Below are 16,664 nucleotides of genomic sequence, written 5' to 3' on the forward strand. Positions count from 1 at the left end.
TATGACTTATTGGAAAACCCTGCTGGCCAGCGCCCTGCTGGCGGGCGCGCACGGCGCGGCGGCCCAGCCGGCCCCCAGCTCTCGCACCTTCACCAACCCGCTGCAAGTGAACGGCCCCGACCCCTGGATTATCCGCCACGGCGGGCAGTACTACTATACCAATACCACGGGCCGGAACCTGACCCTCTGGAAATCAAAAACCCTGGAAGGGGTGAAGAACGCGCCCGCCGCGGTGGTGTGGACGCCCCCCGCCACCGGCCCTAACTCCACCCAGATTTGGGCGCCCGAGCTGCACTTCCTCGCCGGCAAGTGGTACCTCTACTACACGGCCAGCGACCGGGCCAACCCCAGCGACCAAACGCGCTACGTGTTTGTGCTGGAAAATGCCAGCCCCGACCCCACCACCGGCACCTGGGTGGATAAGGGCCGCGTGAACACCAAGCACCCAGGCCTCGACGGCACGGTGTTCGAGCACGGCGGGCGGCGTTACTTCGTTTATTCGGCCTACGTGGGGCCGCAGAGCGTGCTCGCCATCGCGCCCCTTACTAACCCCTGGACGCTGGACGCCACCAGGGAAACGACCATTGCCACCCCCACCCTGGCCTGGGAGAAAGGCGGCGGCCGCCAGATTCTGGAGGGCCCCGAGTTTTTGGCGGGCCGCAAGGGGCAACTCCTGCTGGTGTACTCGGCCAGCGCCTGCTGGGACGATAACTACTCCCTAGGGATGCTGACGGCCGCCCCCGGCGCCGACCCGCTGCAAGCTGCCTCGTGGACGAAAGCGCCGCAGCCCGTCTTCCACCCCTCGGCCGAGAACGGCGTGTGGGGCACCGGCCACAACAGCTTCACCACCTCGCCCGACGGCCGCGAAAGCTGGCTGCTCTACCACGCCAAAGCCGCCGCCGATGGTAAGTGCGAGGGCCGCAGCGCCCGCGCCCAGCGCTTCGCCTGGCGCCCCGATGGCACCCCCGACTTTGGCGTGCCGGCAGCCCTAGGCACCCCGCAGCCCGTGCCCTCGGGCGAGTAATTTTTCAGTGATTAACCCTTCCCACTCTTTCCCCATGAAGAAACTGTTGCTCCTACTAGGCCTAGCGCTGCTTGGCGCCCCGGCTGCCCAGGCCCAAAAGGTCAAGACCAAAACCAAGGGCGGCGCGGCCGCGCTAGCTGCTGGCACCAACCGCCGCTGGTCGGCCGCTCAGGCCAATACCTGGTACCGGGCCCGGCCCTGGATGACGGGCGCCAATTTTATTCCCAGCACCGCTATCAACCAGCTCGAAATGTGGCAGGTCGCCACCTTCGACCCCCAAACCATTGACCGGGAGTTGGGCTACGCCGAGGGCATCGGCTTCAATACCATGCGGGTTTTCTTACACAGCCTGGCCTGGAAGGAAGACCCCGCCGGCTTTAAGAAACGCGTGAGCGACTACCTGGCCCTGGCCGACAAGCACCACATCGGCACCATCCTGGTGTTTTTCGACGATTGCTGGAACAAGGCGCCCCAGGTGGGCACCCAGCCGGCGCCCAAGCCCGGCGTGCACAACTCGGGCTGGGTGCAGGACCCCGGCGACCCCGCCTCGCGCGACTCGGCCACCTTTATGCAGCTGCGGCCCTACGTGACGGACGTGCTCACCAGCTTCGCCCACGATAAACGCATCGTGCTCTGGGACTTATATAACGAGCCGGGCAACAACGGCAAGGGCAACGCCTCGCTGCCGCTGCTGCGCAACACCTTTGCCTGGGCCGAGGCCGTGCGCCCCGACCAGCCCCTGAGTGCCGGCCTCTGGGACTGGAACCTCACGACCCTAAATACCTTCCAGGCCCTGCACTCCGACGTGGTGACCTACCACAACTACGACGACGTGCCCGCCCACCAGCGCGTTATCGAGCTGCTCGAAACCCACGGCCGCCCGCTCATTTGCACCGAATACATGGCCCGGCCGCGCAACTCGCGCTTCGTCAATATCCTGCCCCTGCTGAAGAAGTATAACGTGGCCGCCATCAATTGGGGCCTGGTGGCCGGCAAAACCAACACCAAGTACCAGTGGGACACACCCATTGCCGATGGCTCGGAGCCTAACGAGTGGTTCCACGAGGTGTTCCGGCCCGATGGCACCCCCTACCGCCAGGACGAGGCCGACCTGATTAAGAAGCTGAACGCGAAGTAGCCTTTGGCCCGCTAAGGGCCCTAGGGTACCTAAAGCTGGCCAAGCGCCCGTGAAGCAAGTTGGAAAGAGCAGCCTTTTTAAGTAGGCAGGCTGCGGTTTTTATAGTGCTAGCGGGGCTACTGCCGCCCCCCGGAGATGAGGCTAACCTGGTGCGCTCAAGCTTATTAGCCAGTTCAAAAAGCAGCAGCACGGCGTGTGGCGCTGAGAATTTCGCGGACGGCTTGCCTTAAGGGGTACACCAACGATTACACGGGGTATTGAGCGAATAGCAGTAATTAATGCTTACCTAATTCCCCGCAAACCATTACTCAGTAATCTGTGTTATCTTGTGAGTAAGTACTCACCCTCTAATATTCTCGCTCATGCCACATCTAGTGCAGGTTCTCGCTCAACATTGGCACCTGAGTGCCTCTCAGTACTGGCAATTGCGCTTGCTCTGCGCTATTGTGCCGGGCCCACTCCTAGGGGTGCTCTGCTTGCTACTATTTACCAAAGGCCACGCGGCTGCTTCGAGCGTGGTGCGCATCAGGCGCACTATTCGCGTTATCGCCCGGCGCTCAACTGCGCCCCGGCCCTTGCCCCCGGTCACGGGCTAGCCTGCTGAACGGATTATTCTAAATTGTTTCATAAAAAAAGCCCCGCAGCGCCGGGGCTTTTTTGGTGGCTAAGCCGCGTAGCAGCGCCAGGCTTTGCGCGCTTTAAACAGGGCTAGGGACGGGCCAAACAAAGCTGCCCAGCAGACACTTGGCCACGTGCTTAGCGAAAAAAGCAGAAGCCACTCAAAAGTTGTTGGCAGTGCTAGTCAGCCGCTAGCGCAAGCCCTGCTGAGCAGTCAGTAGTCGCTACGCCCACTGGCCCTAGCTCCGACTCTGCCAGCTTCCACAGCTTCAGCTAACGTTGCGCTGGCTGCCCCCCGACTAGCAGCGGCTAGCCTTAGGCTGCTTGCGGGCGCTAGCGCTTGGCCGGTTACGGCGCGGCAGCAGGCGCCACTAGTAGCTGTACGGACTGGCGGCCGCCGGCTCGCAGCTGCAGCCAGGCTACCAGGCGCTGCTGCTCGGCAGGAGGCAGCGCCGGGCGGGTGTGCAGCGCCACAATTACCGTAGTATCGGCCCGCAGCGAGTCGGCAGCCGGGACTACCAGACGGCTCAGGCCAAGCTGGCGCACGGCGGGGTGCTCTACCTGCACCTCGCGCAGCAGGTCGGCGGCCGGGGGCAGCCCGCCCCCGGTAGTTGGGCTGCCAATGTGGTTCAGGAGTTGCTGGAGCTGGGCCAGGCGGCCCTCATAGCTCACCAGCGTTTGCTCGTTGCGGCTACGCACGTCGGCCAGCACGCTGGACCGCAGGGCTTGCGCATCGGCCGAATCAACGTGGGCGATGCCTTGGCGCACGACAAGCTGCGCATTAGCTAGGTGATACTGGGGCAGGTGGGTGCGGGCCGCCCGCAGCTGGGCCGGCGTGAGGCGCTGCCCGGCTAGCAGCACGTTGATGCGCTGCTCGCTGGCTACCAAGCGGCTAGTTACCACGTAGGTACCGGGCTGCTGGTTGAATTGCTCGTCGATAAACTGCTTTGCATTATGCGTAAACGTGCCCTCTTGCACGATGCCAATGGCCAGGTACACGCTGGGGGCCGCCGTGAGCAGGGCCAGCCCCAGGATGACGAGGCGCACCCGCCGGGCGTGCTGCTTGTCGGCAAAGGCATGTTTGGGCAGGGGCAGGAGCTGCACCACCAAAAAGGTGGAGAAGCTGATAAACACGCAGTTAATTGAAAATAGATACAGCGCCCCGCCCAGGTAAGCCCAGTGCGCCGTGGCCAGCCCGTAGCCCGCGGTGCAGAGCGGCGGCATGAGCGCCGTGGCAATGGCCACGCCCGGAATCACGTTGCTGCGCGCCCGGCGGGTGAGGCCCACGGCTCCGGCGGCCCCGCCAAAAAGGGCAATGAGCACGTCCCAGGTGGTAGGCTGGGTGCGGGCCAGCAGCTCGGTGCCCGCGTCGATGAGTGGGGTGAGGCGAAAGTAAAGCGCCGACACCACCAGGCTGATGCCCGTGGCCGTGAGCAGGCTCCGAAACCCGCGCCGAATCAGACCCAGTTCCAGCGTGGCCGCCCCAAAGCCGATGCCCACAATGGGCCCCATGAGCGGCGAAATGAGCATGGCCCCGATGATAACGGCCGTCGAATTAACGTTCAGCCCTACCGAGGCCACCAGGATGGCAAAAATCAGTACCCACAGATTGGTGCCCTGAAAAGGGATGCCCGCCTCCACGGCCGCCTGAATCTCGGCGGGTTCGGCCATGTCTTCGGTTAGAAGAAAGCGGGTGCGTAAAAAGCGCTGGAGGATAGCAAGCATAGGAAGCAGCCTAGTGCAGGGGGCAACAGCCTGCGATTATGTAACGGTGTGGTTTAGCTGGCCCAGAGCCATTTAGGCAGGCTACCTACTCAGTCAGGCTGGCAGTCATTTCGATGTGAGCCCCTGCACCACGGCCGAAAATAGCACCACGACAACCGTCATGAGCACGAAGGCCCCGGGGGCCGCGCCGCTAGCAGGACTAGCGCCAGCGCCAGCCAGACATCCCCGCGTAGTCCACCCTAGGCCTCGCGCAGCAGCAAAGCGGTCGAGTTGGGGCAGCAGCGGCAGCGGGCTACCCACCCGGTAGAGCAGCCTATAGGTGCCCAGCCCCACCGCCCTGTAGCCAGCAGCGCGCTCAGCGTGGAGTGGCCCGCAATGCTGTGCCACACGGCCCGCAAGGCCTCAGCTCGCGCGTGCAGCGAGCCGGCAAATAGTAAAAAGCTCAATACCGAACCTAGGAAAAACTGGATGACATCGACCTGCACCAGCGCCGCCCGCACCTGCCCAGTAAAGGCCGGCACCACCTGCCCTAGGGCCACCCTAGGGCCAGCATCACCCCGGCCGCGAGCACCCCCAGCAATAAAAACACGATACTTGCTGGCGCAAAAATCGGGCATTGACGCAGGGAAATAAGCCCGCCAACGTTAGCGGCGCGGCCACCAAGGAAGGTAAACTCATCGGTCCCGAACGCGCTGCATCCAGGTGCGGTATTAGCTGCTTGAGAGCCTAGGGGCCTCGCCAGTGGCACCCGGTCGGTATGCGCTGGGGTAATGGCGCTTATTGGGCAATAGTAGCGGAGGGCATTCACTCCCCCGTTGTCTCTATTTCCGCGTATTCAAGAACGCAATAATGTAAGCCAGCTCCTGCTCCGAAATCACGCCGCCGTAGGCGGGCATGTTGCCGCCGCCGTTTACGATGCGGATGCGCAGCTCGCCGGGCGTGAGGCGGCGGGCCACCGCCGTTAGCTCGGGGCCGCGGTGGCCGCCGTGCCCGTCGATGAGGTGGCAGTAGAGGCAGCCTTTTTTGGAAAACAGCATGGCCCCGCGCAGCACGGCCGGGTCGGCGGAGTGGACGCTGTTGGCGGTGAGGGGCTTGGCGTCGAACTTGGGCGACCACGGCGCCTGCTCGCCCAGCAGCAGCAGGCTACCCATGAAGACCACCACGCACCCCGCCCCAAACACCGCCCAGGGCCGCCGCAAGGGGCTGCGCTCGCCGGCATTAGAGATAAACGGCAGCGCCAGCAGCCCCAGCACCGTGAGCACCGGCCCGATGAAGATGACGTAGGACTCGATGCGGGCCGGCATGAGCGCAAACAGCGCGAAGATGGGCAGCAGGTACCAGTCGGGCGCGGGGTTGGCGTGGATGCGGGCCGGGGAGGGCGGCTGCGTGAGCTCGGGCGGGCCATACCCCACGGCCAGCGCCACGATAACCAGGATAACGGCGGCGCTGAACACGATGTCGCGCCAGGCCGCGTTGGGCCAGAAGGGCACGCCCACCTTTTTGAGCATGTCTTGGTACCACTGCCGATAGGTTTTAGGGTCCACGGGCCGGCCGGCCTCGGCGGGTTCCGACACGCCGTTGCGCAGCACCAGGTACAGGTGCAAACCTACCAGCCCAAACAAAATGGCCGGAAACAGCAGCGTGTGGTAGGAGTAAAACCGACTCAGCGACTGCCCGCCGATGGTGTCGCCGCCCAGCAGCAGCCGCGCCGCCAGCGTGCCCACCACCGGGATGCGCCCCACCTGCTCGGCCGCCACCACCGCCGACCACACCCCATTGGAATCCCAGCGCAGCAGCTGCCCGGTAAAGGCCATGGCCAGGGTCAGAAACAGCAGAAACACGCCACTCACCCAGCTCATTTCGCGCGGAAACTTGTATGAGGCCGTGATGTAGACCCGCAGCATGTGCACGCCCACCAGCAGCACCATGCCCGACGCCCCGAAGTAGTGGATGGCCCGCAAGGTGCGCCCAAATACCGCCTGGTGGGTGATGAATTGCAGCGACTGGTAGGCCTCTGACGAGGTAGGCTGGTAAAGCAGCGTGAGCGCTACGCCCGTGACTACCTGCAAGATAAGGCAAAACAGCGCGGCGCTGCCAAACACGTAGCTCCACTTGGCCCCCGGCGGCACCAGGTGCCGGGCCAGGGGCATAATCGTATCCGAAATACCGAGGCGGTCGTCGAGCCAGGCCCCGGCCGCACGTAAAAACTTCCTCATCGGCGGGCCCTAGGTGGGCGTAATGTTGGTGATGGGCACGGGCGCGGTGAGCAGCTCCACGTCGTGGTTGGCCGCCACCCGGATGCGGTATTGGGTGAGGCCCTGGGGCGGCGGGCCGGCCGCCACCGAGCCGTCTTTGTAGTAAATGCCGCCGTGGCAGGGGCACATAAAGAGGCCCGCGTCCTGCTCCCAGCGCACGGGGCAGCCTAGGTGGGCGCAATTGACCGAAAAAGCCGTGAAGGCCGTGTCGGAGTCGCGCCGTAGCCACGCCGCCGACTCGCTCGACACGCCCGACCACGCTACCGGGTCGGCATTCTCAAACTTAACCAGGTGCGTGGAGCCGACCGCGAAATCGGTTAGCGTGCCCACCTTGCGCCAAGTCTGGGGGTCGGGCTGCAATAGCGGGGCCAGCACGGCGCTCGCCACCGGCACGCCCACGGCCAGCGCCGCCACCCCGCTCAGCCCCAGGCTTAGCTTGACGAGAAACTCGCGGCGCGGCGCGCTCAGCTCGTGGTCGGCGGCCTGCTGGTCGGCCGCGTCCACGGCCGGTTGGGGAGCTTTATCGGCGGGTAAATCAGGACTGTTCATGGCGTAGAATATTTATCCAGCCCCCTAGGGAGATGGCGAAAATGAGCAAGCCCGCCGCCAGGATGACCCAGGTCGTGAGCAGGCCCCAGAATATGAAGGCCAGCCCCACGGCCAGGAAAAACGGCCAATACGTGGGCTTGGGCAGGCGCTCGGGGCGGGCTTTGGGCCAGTCGGCGGGCTGGGGTTGGGGCAGGGGGCTAGGGGAAGGCATAAGGTTTATGATTAGCTATTATTCTAGTGCAGCCCCACCCCCGGCCCCTCCCCTGCGGGGGAGGGGAGCCTGACGCTAGCTAACGTAAGTGGACGAATGGCTCCCCTCCCCCGCAGGGGAGGGGCCGGGGGTGGGGCTACCCCCTCATCCGCCATAAAGTACTTCGCCACCAAGTACATACACCCGCCTAGGTAGATAAAGCAGCACGGCACCCACATAATAAGCCCGGCCGCCTGCTGGTCATCGGCCAGCGAGAGGCCCCAGGGGTTGCTGGCAAAGTCGGGGGCTAGGCTAGGCGTGCCGCACCACCCGGCGCGGGCGTAATGCTGGTAGGTATCGGCCGGGGCGAAGGTGATGAGCAAACCCAGCAGCGAGCACCCCACGCAGGCAGAAAATAGGTACACCACCCCCGCCAATGGGTGCAGGTGCGCTTCGGCCGTCGGCCCCACCAGCGGCCAGCTAAACAGCGCCCCCGCCAGCAGCATCGCCACCACCGGCAGCAGCGCCGGCAGGCCGAAGGCCGCATCCAGGCCCCCAAACGAGGCATCGAACACGGCCGGCACGTGCAGCCCCCACATGATACCCACCCCCGCCAGCCAGGCCAGCCAGGTATGCCCGCGCAGCCAGCCCGAAAACCGGGCCAGTCGCCGAGCCACGGTGGACGGCAGCGCAGGCGGCAAGCCCAGCACCAGCAGCGGCCCGCACAGCAGCAGCACCACGATGTGCACCACCATGTGGGCGCTGAACAGCGCGTGCATTCCCAAGTAGTGCAGGGGCGACGCCTCGACCAGCGCCAGCAGCCCCAGGGCCGTAAAATACAGCCCGCCCCGCGCCTGCCAGCGCCCGCCGCTCAGCCCAAAGTAGGCAGCCGCCAGCCCGGCTACCAGCAGCAGCAAGGCCGGGCTGGCGTGCCACTGCGCCCAAATTGAAGGGGGAGAATGCATAGTAGTATTTAGCTGTAAAATAGTTGTAGCTGGGTCGCCCTCCGCGGGGGAACCTCACCCCCTAGCCCCCTTTTTTGGAGAGGGGGGCTAGGGGGTGAGGCGCACGCCCGCACGGTCAAACTCGCATAAAATGCGGCAGCACGTACACCACCGTAAACACCACCGCCCACACGATATCCACGAAGTGCCAGTAGATGCCCACGGCGCTGAAAATGGACGACGTAGGCCGGTCGTAGTCGCCGGCGAAGGCCAGCCCGGTGAGGATGCTCAGGATGAGCAGCCCCGCCAGCACATGCAGGCCGTGGAAGCCGGTGAGCGTGAAAAAGCTGGTGCCGAATGTATTGGCGGCTAGGTCGATGTGCCGGGTAAACAAGCCGTGAAACTCCCGCGCCTGCCCCAGCAGAAAAACGGCCCCTAGGCCGATGGTAGCCAGCAGCCAGCCCTTGAGGCGCCCGGGCGCCCCCTGCCGATAGCTCGCCTCGGCCCGCCAGTAGGTAAAGCTGCTGGCAAACAGCAGCAGCGTAAACGCCCCGGTGGTGCGCCAGTCGAGGGCGGCCAGCTGCTGCTGCCGAAAGCCCGGCCCCAGCGAAAAATACACGAATACCAGGAGCAGGGCCAAAAAAAACAGCGTTTCGGTGGCCACGACCAGCTTCATTAACAGTCTATTTTCCATGCACGCCTTTCTTTTTACCGGGTTTGAGATGGTCGGCATCATCGGGCCGCTTGTGGTCGCGCCAGGGGCGGGCGCTGCGCACGGGCGGCACCCGGTCGAAGTTTTGCAGGGTGGGCGGCGAGGTGGTGGCCCACTCCAGGGTATAGGCGTCCCAGGGGTCGGCCGGGGCCAGCGGGCCGCGCCGGATGGCGGTTACCAGCATGTACACCAGCAGCAGCGTGGCCGCGCCCATCAGAAAGCCGCCGGCGGTCGAAATCATGTTCAGCAGGCCCCAGCCCGGCAGGTCGGGGTAGGTGTACACCCGGCGCGGCATCCCTAGGGTGCCCAGCACGTGCTGCACCAGAAAGGTGCCGTTGAAGCCCACCACGAACAACCAGAAAAACCACTTGCTCAGCCGCTCGTCTAGCAGGCGCCCGCTCATCTTCGGAAACCAGTAGAACAGCCCCGCAAATAGCCCAAAGAGCGTGCCCCCGATGAATACGTAGTGGATATGCGCCACCACGAAGTAGGTGTCAGTGAGCTGTAAGTCAATAGGTACGATGGCGAAGGCGATGCCGCTCAGCCCCCCGATGGTGAACTCGACCAAAAAGGCAATGGCAAAGCGCATGGCCACCGTGAAGCGCAGCGAGCCGCCGTGCATGGTGGCCAGCCAGTTGAAAATCTTGATGCCCGTCGGGATGCCGATGAGCATGCTGCTGGCCGAGAAAAACCCGTTTACCGTGTTGCCTAGGCCCACGGCCAGCATGTGGTGCACCCACACCCCAAAAGCCAGCAGCGCAATGGCAATGCCCGAGCCCACGATAAAAGCGTAGCCAAACACCGGCTTGCGCGAAAACACGGCGAAAATCTCCGAAAAGATGCCGAAAGCCGGCAGAATGAGCACGTACACCTCGGGGTGCCCAAACAGCCAGAACAAGTGCTGCCAAAGCACCGCCGAGCCCCCGCCCGTGACGTCGAAAAAGTGGGCGTGCAGCTGCCTATCGAGCAGCAGCATGGCTAGGGCCGCGTTCAGGGCCGGAAACGAGGCCAGCACCAGGCAGGCCGTGAGCAGCATCATCCACACAAACACCGGCATATCCTTGAACCGCATGCCCGGAATGCGGTAGCGCAGGATAGTCACGACCAAGTTGATAGAAGCCGTGATGGTGCCGATGCCCGCCAGCAGCAGCCCCGCGCAGTAGTAGTCCACGCCGGGACTGGAGGAGTAGTTGAACTGGTTGAGCGGCGCGTAGTTGAACCAGCCCGCATCGGGTGCGCCCCCGGCCAAAAAGCTGAAGTACATGAGCGAGCCGCCAAACAGCGTCAGCCACAAGCTCAGCGCATTGAGGCGCGGGAAGGCCATCTCGTTGGCCCCAATCATGAGGGGCACGAAGTAGATGCCAAAGCCAAAGAGCGCCGGCATCGCCACGAAGAATATCATGGTGGTGCCGTGCATGGTAAAGAGCTGGTTGTAGGCCTCCGGGCTCAGAAACGTGTTGCGCGGTACCGCCAGTTGCACCCGCACCAGCAGAATTTCGAGGCCGCCAACAAGCATAAACAGCAGGGCCATCCAGAGGTACATGATACCCAGCTGCTTGTGGTCGACCGACGAAATCCACTGCAGCAGCCCCTGACTGCTGTTGATGCTCAGGCCGGGCAGCGGCCGCGCCGGCTCCGGCACCAGAACGGTAGTATTGGCCATAAGCTATTTGAGCTGCGTGAGGTAGGCGGTAAGGGCTCGGATGGAGTCGCGCCCGAAGATGAAGCGCGGCATGTGCGCCCCCGGCTTGATGGCCTGCGGGTCAGTCAGCCAGCGACTTAGGTTGTCGGGGTTGTTTTCCAGCAACCCGGCCAGCATGGTGCGGCGGCTGCCGAAGTGCGTGAGGTCGGGCCCCTGGTGGCCGTGGGCGGCGGTGCCCCGAATCTGGTGGCAGCTGCTGCAGGCGTAGTGCGCGAACAGCGCCCCGCCGGCCTGGGCCAGCGCCCCGGTGGGCGGGGCGGCGGGCTGGCCCGCCGCGGCTAGCCAGCGGGCGTAGTCGGCTGGGGTGTGGGCCACCACCCGAATGCGCATCCAGGCGTGCTGCTGGCCGCAAAACTCGTTGCACGCCCCCTCGTACACGCCCGGCGCCCGAATGGTGGCCCACACGTGGTTGAGGCGGCCCGGTATCACGTCCATCTTCTCGCCAAAGGCGGGCAGCCACCAGTCGTGAATCACGTCGGCCGAGGTGCCTTCGATGAGCAGCCGCTGGCCTACGGGCAAGTGGATTTCATTGGCCGTCACCACGTTGGTGCCGGGGTAGGTAGCCTCCCACCACCACTGATGCCCCACAATGCGCACCGCCGGCACCAGCCGGCCGGCTGGAGGCAGAATAGCTTGCGTGGTGCGGATGGTGAGAAAGAAAAAGGCCGCGACGAGCAGCGTCGGCCCCACTAGCATGGCCGCTTCCAGCTTAAGGTTGCTGGAGGTTTGCTCAGGCTCCACGCCATCGCCCTTATCGCGGTACTTGATAGCGTAGTATACCGTGAGGGCGGCCACCAGCAGCAGTACTGCTAGGGCGGCGATAATGAAATACGTATCGAGCCGGTGCAGGCGCTCGGCCTCCTGAGTAGCCGACGAGAAGATGGAGCGCATGAAGAAAAATGAAACAAGCCGAAAGGCGAGCGAGTAACAAGATACGCCAGGGCGAGCGCATTTGTTAGGTGAATTTTAAGTGAACCTGCTGATTTGCAAGTCCTAACCATAACCCATTAGCTGCCTAGGCGGTATATGAAAAGGTACATCGGCCGAAGTAGTGCTGGTGCTAAATTCCTTTTAAGCTGTATTTTACTATGTTCAATGCTGTCGATTATCCCGACCAAAATCTGCTGAGCTTCACTATCGCAGGCCATCTCACCAAAGAAGACTATGCCGGCGTGGTGCCCACGCTGGATGCCAAAGTGAAGCGCTGGGGCAAGGTGAACGTGTACCTCGAAGTCGGGGAGATGGACGCCGTTACGCTGCCCGCACTATGGGAAGAAATTAAGCAGGACGCCCAGCATTTCAACGATTTCAACCGCGCCGCCATCGTCAGCAACGGTAACCTGCTGCTTAAAGCCGCTGCTGCCGTCACCAGCACCTTCACCCCGGCCGAGGTCAAGCACTTCACCGCCGACCAGAAAGCGGAAGCCCTGCGCTGGGCGCTTGGGGCCGACCCAACCCACGAGGAAACAGCCTCGATTTACCAGTCCTAACGTGGGTTCCCCCCTAGGGCCTGCTACTTGGCGCCCGCGCTCGGCTTTGAAAGTCAGCGTATATTTCTTGCGGGTCAGCGGCGAGTTGCTCGGAAGTGTTTTGTCGAGCATGGGCGGTGGCAGGAAAGAATTCCCACTAGCTGTTTTTACCCGACCACCTTACTACCCCACCCACCGGGTGGGGTAGTTTGCCCGACGTTCTAAGCGAGCAGCTGGAAATAGTTGCGCTACCCTTTGCACTCCCTGCTAGGACAGGTAGTTTGCCCCCTTATTTATCTACACGGAGCTATGCTTGACCGCTACCACTTCATTTAGCTCTTTAGTGCAGAGTGTATTAGCACAGCACTTGCCCCATTTATGAGCCTAGCGCTCCAAACTATTTTTCCTTAGCTAGCCAGTGGCTGCCCTTGGATGGCCGCCGCCATCAACTCCGGAAACCGCGCCGGGGTGCAGGCAAAACTGGGAATGCCTAGCGCCGCGAGCTGCTCGGCCACGCGGCGGTCGAAGCTCGGGGCGCCGTCGTCGCTGAGGGCCAGCAGCACTACCAGGTTCACGCCGGCGGCTTTGAGGGAAGCGGCGCGCTTTATCATTTCGCGCTCGTTGCCGCCCTCGTAGAGGTCGGTGATGAGGACCAGAATCGTATCGGTGGGGCGCGTAATGAGCTGCTGGCAGTACCCTAGGGCCAGGTTGATGTCGGTGCCGCCGCCCAGCTGCACCCCGAATAGCAAATCGACCGGGTCGCGCAGGTTTTCGCTGAGGTTGACGACGGCCGTGTCAAAAACCACCATGTGCGTTTTTACGGCTTTCAGCGAGGCCAGCACCGCCCCGAATACGCCTGCGTATACCACCGACGAGGCCATCGAGCCGCTTTGGTCTACGCAGAGCACGATTTCCTTCAGGGCCTGCCCGCGCCGGCCGAAGCCTACCAGTCGCTCCGGAATCACGGTTTTGTGGGCGGCTTGGTAGTGCCGGAGGTTGGCCTTGATGGTGGCGCCCCAGTCGATTTCGTGGAAGCGCGGGCGCGAATTGCGCACGGCCCGGCTCAGGGCGCCCTGCACGGCCTGGCGCAGGGGGTTTGCGAGCTTCTGCTCCAGCTCGCGCACCACTTTGGTGATGACCTCGCGGGCCGTGGACTTGGCCTTTTGCGGCATCACGCGGCTCAGGGATAGAAGGGTGCCCACCAGGTGCACGTCGGCCTGCACCGTGCGCATGATTTCGGGCTCCAGCAGCAGCTGGTTGAGCCCTAGGCGCGTCATGGCGTCTTGCTGCATCACGGCCACTACTTCGGTGGGAAAGTACGCGCGGATGTCGCCCAGCCAGCGGCTCACGCGGGGCGCCGAGCCACCCAGGCCCGCCTTGCGCTCGGCCTTGTCGCCGTCGTAGAGGGCGGTGAGCACTTCATCCATGCGGCCGTAGTCGGGCGGCAGGGGCACAGAGTCGGCCGCGTCGGCGGCGCTGCCCATCACGAGTTTCCAGCGGGTTGAATTGTCAGCCATTATTCTAGCTCAAAAAACTCCTCCGGGTCCGTTTGGCTAAGGTGCTCGTCCAGCTTCGCCGGGTCTGAAAAGATGGGGACAGTCAATTTCAGAAACCTATCGACTGCCATCTGGCTATCAGCATAAATGAGGTAGGTATCGCCCTCTTCATCTCGTTCTAGGTGGTCTAGTAGCTTAGGGTCGTGTACTTCGATAATGGCTTGGATGTGCTCGGCCCAAGAAGGTCCATTACCAGTGTAACCGTATTGCTCGAAAACGTCTCCGTGTTCATAACTGCCTACATCTACTAAAATGCTAAAAATCCGTTTGGGCATTAGAGGATGAATATCCTCAATTTTATGAATTAGAAAGGGAAAAGTGTCAGCCATAGCTTACTAGGTGTGTAGAAAGGGACGATTTACAAGAGAAAGTACGCTGTCATGCTGAGCTTGCCGAAGCATCTCTACCGCCCCGTTGAACGGACCTAGGGATGGATGCGGTAGAGATGCTTCGGCAAGCTCAGCATGACTCGTCAGAGAAGGGATTTATCAAAGGGTAGTTTATTACGAAGGCACTCCCAGCAGTTGGTAGAGTCCCGGCAGCACCAGCGCCCCGCGCTCCCAGTCAAAGTCAGCCTCATCGGCGCTAGCCACGGGCGCCGTGGCATCGCGGCTGGCTAGCTCTAGTAGCTGCCGCCGCTCGGGGAGCGAGAAGTCGGTGAAGGCGCGGCGCAGCAGGGGCACGATTTCGCGGAAGGTGTCTTCGGGCAGGTTACCTAGCCAGGTGTCGAGCAGGCCGAATAGCTCGCGGTGGTGGATGAGCAGCAGGCCGCTGCCGCGCAGGAAGCCCTCAATCCAGGCGGTGGCGTAGTCGGTGGGCTGGGCGGGGGCTAGGGCCAGGCCGAGCGTGGTGGCCGTGGCGGCAGCATCGGCTTGCTGGGCGTCGAAGAGAAAGCGGGCGGCGGCCCCGGCCAGCAGGCCGTTGCTGGCGGCGTTACGCTGCACGGCGGCCAGCGCGGCGTACCAGTCGGCGGCGTGGGCGGGGTTTTCGAGCAGCCGGATGGCTTGGTGGGTTGCCTCGATGCGCGCCAGCAGCGGCTGGGCCGCGGCGTAGTCGAGACCGGTACAGGCGGCGGGCAGGCCAATGCAGAGGCGCGGCACTAGTTGCTGCACTACCTGGGCTACCTGCTGCGTATCGGTGCGGCGCACGTTGCCGTAGCGCAGCACCTGCACCAGCGGGGGCAGGGCGGCGAGCAGGTGCGCCACGTCGCGGGTGCTGGCCCCGATGCTTTCGAGCCGCGCCACCAGCGCCGGAATGGCGGGCCCTAGGTCGGCGCGCAGGGCGTCTTCCAGCAATTGGCTCACGGCTTCGAGGGTGGTGGCTTCGGCGGCGCGGGCGGTGGCGCGGGCCGCAGCGGCGGCGAGCACGGTATTGCCCCAGCGCCCGGCCTCAATCACGGCCAGCGCCAGCTCGGGCTGCCAGGCCAGCTTCCAGAGCTCGTGGAACGTGCCGCTCTTGCCCGCCACCTCTTCGGGCTTGCCCCAGGTGATATCGAGCAGGCGCAAGCGGTGCAGCAGGTGGCTGCGGTCGAGCTGGGTGGGTTGGCGCAGGTCGAGGTCGAGCGGCTTGGGCAGGGCTTCGGGCTTGAGGCGCAGCGTCTTTTGCTGCTGGGCTAGGTCTTGCTGCAAGGGTGTGGCGGGCAGGCCGGCGGGCACTTCGCCCAGCTTCTCGCCAATAACCAGCGCCCGGTGCACCAGGGCCAGCGGCTCGGCGTAGCCGCCCCCTAGGATGGCCACGGCCGCCTCTTGCAGCTCATCAATGCCCGGCAGGGTCAGGCCCCGCACGGCGGCCAGCGCCGCCGCCAATCGCACCCCCTCAATGGCGTGGGCCGAGGAGGCATCCACGTCTTGCCCGCGCAGCAGGCGCGTGGCCTGCACCATCCAGTGGGTGAGCACCTCGGCGCGGGGCTGGCTGAACAGTACCTCGTACCAGGCCGGTGACAGCACCCCCGCCCCGTAGCCCGAGCTGAAGGACAGCCGCTCGTAAGTCCACGGAATCCAAGTGGTTTCGGTGGGCACTTTCTTCAGGCCTTTGAGGCGAGCCTTGTCTTCTTTCTTGAACAGCTCGGGTTGCAGCACCGGCGCGTGCCAGGCGCCGCACACTACCGCTACGCGGGCGTAGCCCTGGCCTAGGGTGGCGCGCAGGGTTTCGCGCATGAAGGCCTCGCGCAGCAGGGTTTCCTCGGTTTCCGGGCGGGCTAGTTCCTCGCGCAAGGTCGTCATCAGGTCGAGCACCACGGCGAAGGTATCGGCGTTGCCGGGGGCGTGTTCGAGGTGGGTTTCCCACCACTGCTCCGAGTCGGCGTAGCCCGCCAGCCGGGCGATGTAGGCCACCGGGTCGGCTTCGAGCGCGTCGGCGGGCTCGCTGGCGGCTGGGGTTTCAGCGGCCGGCCCTAGGTCGGGGGCGGCGGGCTCGGGGGCGCTAGGGGGGGCTAGGGCCTCGGCCACCGCGTCTTTCAGGCCGAAGCGCAGGGCCATGGGCAAATCCATGCAGCGCACGTGGGCCGCGTGGCGGGCGCACCACTGAATGGCCTGCCACTCGGGCGAAAACTCGGCAAACGGCAAAAACGACGCTTGCCCCTGCTGCTTGGGGTTGTAGACGAGCAGCGCCACCGGCGGCCGCAGCTCGGGGTGGGTGGCGGTGGCTAGGGCCGCTTCCGCATCGGCGGGGCACTCCAGCAGCACGATGTCGGGCCGGAAGGCATCGAGCGCGGCTACGAGGCTAGCCGCGCTGCCGGGGCCGTGGTGGCGAATGCCGAAGAGACGCAGGTCGGTGGGCATAG

At 64.1% G+C, this 16,664-nt stretch carries 15 protein-coding genes; 3 read left to right on the forward strand and 12 right to left on the reverse strand.

From position 1 onward, the window contains the following. The first annotated feature begins 1 nt into the window (after position 1). Both HHL22_RS09430 and HHL22_RS09435 read left to right on the forward strand, forming a co-directional pair. Positions 2–1,024: a glycoside hydrolase family 43 protein gene (locus HHL22_RS09430; protein ID WP_169530708.1), complete on the forward strand. Its 1,023-nt coding sequence runs from the start codon at positions 2–4 to the stop codon at positions 1,022–1,024. 34 nt (positions 1,025–1,058) lie between these two features. Continuing rightward, positions 1,059–2,162, forward strand: a complete 1,104-nt coding sequence (locus HHL22_RS09435) for a glycoside hydrolase 5 family protein (protein WP_169530710.1) — start codon at positions 1,059–1,061, stop codon at positions 2,160–2,162. Between the two features lie 966 nt (positions 2,163–3,128). On the opposite strand, the gene HHL22_RS09440 is transcribed toward HHL22_RS09435, so the two are convergent. From HHL22_RS09440 to coxB, 9 genes are all read right to left on the reverse strand, one after another. Beyond that, positions 3,129–4,505, reverse strand: a complete 1,377-nt coding sequence (locus HHL22_RS09440) for a DUF389 domain-containing protein (RefSeq protein ID WP_169530712.1) — start codon at positions 4,503–4,505, stop codon at positions 3,129–3,131. 239 nt (positions 4,506–4,744) lie between these two features. Beyond that, the gene (locus tag HHL22_RS09445; protein WP_169530714.1) at positions 4,745–5,122 is read right to left on the reverse strand and encodes a hypothetical protein; all 378 of its coding nucleotides are present in this window, start codon (positions 5,120–5,122) and stop codon (positions 4,745–4,747) included. A gap of 204 nt (positions 5,123–5,326) precedes the next feature. Continuing rightward, the gene (locus HHL22_RS09450) at positions 5,327–6,721 is read right to left on the reverse strand and encodes a cytochrome b N-terminal domain-containing protein (protein WP_169530716.1); all 1,395 of its coding nucleotides are present in this window, start codon (positions 6,719–6,721) and stop codon (positions 5,327–5,329) included. 9 nt (positions 6,722–6,730) lie between these two features. Next, a complete protein-coding gene (locus tag HHL22_RS09455) occupies positions 6,731–7,309 on the reverse strand; it encodes a QcrA and Rieske domain-containing protein (protein WP_169530718.1) in 579 nt (192 codons plus the stop codon). Continuing rightward, the gene (locus HHL22_RS09460; protein ID WP_169530719.1) at positions 7,296–7,520 is read right to left on the reverse strand and encodes a hypothetical protein; all 225 of its coding nucleotides are present in this window, start codon (positions 7,518–7,520) and stop codon (positions 7,296–7,298) included. Before HHL22_RS09460 ends, HHL22_RS09455 begins: the two co-directional genes overlap by 14 nt. Before the next feature lie 23 nt (positions 7,521–7,543). Beyond that, a complete protein-coding gene (locus tag HHL22_RS09465) occupies positions 7,544–8,464 on the reverse strand; it encodes a cytochrome c oxidase assembly protein (protein WP_169530720.1) in 921 nt (306 codons plus the stop codon). A 115-nt stretch (positions 8,465–8,579) separates the two neighbouring features. Continuing rightward, complete coding sequence (locus HHL22_RS09470; RefSeq protein ID WP_169530722.1) at positions 8,580–9,137, reverse strand: cytochrome c oxidase subunit 3; 558 nt, start codon at positions 9,135–9,137, stop codon at positions 8,580–8,582. Beyond that, the gene (ctaD, locus tag HHL22_RS09475) at positions 9,127–10,818 is read right to left on the reverse strand and encodes a cytochrome c oxidase subunit I (RefSeq protein WP_169530724.1); all 1,692 of its coding nucleotides are present in this window, start codon (positions 10,816–10,818) and stop codon (positions 9,127–9,129) included. The genes HHL22_RS09470 and ctaD overlap by 11 nt, the downstream gene beginning before the upstream one ends. Positions 10,819–10,821: 3 nt before the next feature. Then, positions 10,822–11,748: a cytochrome c oxidase subunit II gene (gene coxB / locus HHL22_RS09480; RefSeq protein WP_169530725.1), complete on the reverse strand. Its 927-nt coding sequence runs from the start codon at positions 11,746–11,748 to the stop codon at positions 10,822–10,824. 197 nt (positions 11,749–11,945) lie between these two features. On the opposite strand from coxB, the gene HHL22_RS09485 reads away from it, so the two are divergent. Further along, on the forward strand, positions 11,946–12,347 hold the full coding sequence (locus tag HHL22_RS09485; protein ID WP_169530727.1) for a SpoIIAA family protein: 402 nt from the start codon (positions 11,946–11,948) through the stop codon (positions 12,345–12,347). A 386-nt stretch (positions 12,348–12,733) separates the two neighbouring features. Here HHL22_RS09485 and HHL22_RS09490 read toward each other — a convergent pair whose 3' ends face one another. The 3 genes from HHL22_RS09490 to HHL22_RS09500 form a co-directional block, all read right to left on the reverse strand. After that, complete coding sequence (locus HHL22_RS09490; protein ID WP_169530729.1) at positions 12,734–13,843, reverse strand: VWA domain-containing protein; 1,110 nt, start codon at positions 13,841–13,843, stop codon at positions 12,734–12,736. Beyond that, complete coding sequence (locus tag HHL22_RS09495; protein ID WP_169530731.1) at positions 13,843–14,211, reverse strand: Imm51 family immunity protein; 369 nt, start codon at positions 14,209–14,211, stop codon at positions 13,843–13,845. Before HHL22_RS09495 ends, HHL22_RS09490 begins: the two co-directional genes overlap by 1 nt. Before the next feature lie 174 nt (positions 14,212–14,385). Beyond that, on the reverse strand, positions 14,386–16,662 hold the full coding sequence (locus HHL22_RS09500) for a DUF5682 family protein (RefSeq protein WP_169530733.1): 2,277 nt from the start codon (positions 16,660–16,662) through the stop codon (positions 14,386–14,388). Positions 16,663–16,664: the final 2 nt, after the last annotated feature.

It is taken from the genome of Hymenobacter polaris, from assembly GCF_012927305.1.
Classification (GTDB): Bacteria; Bacteroidota; Bacteroidia; order Cytophagales; family Hymenobacteraceae; genus Hymenobacter; species Hymenobacter polaris.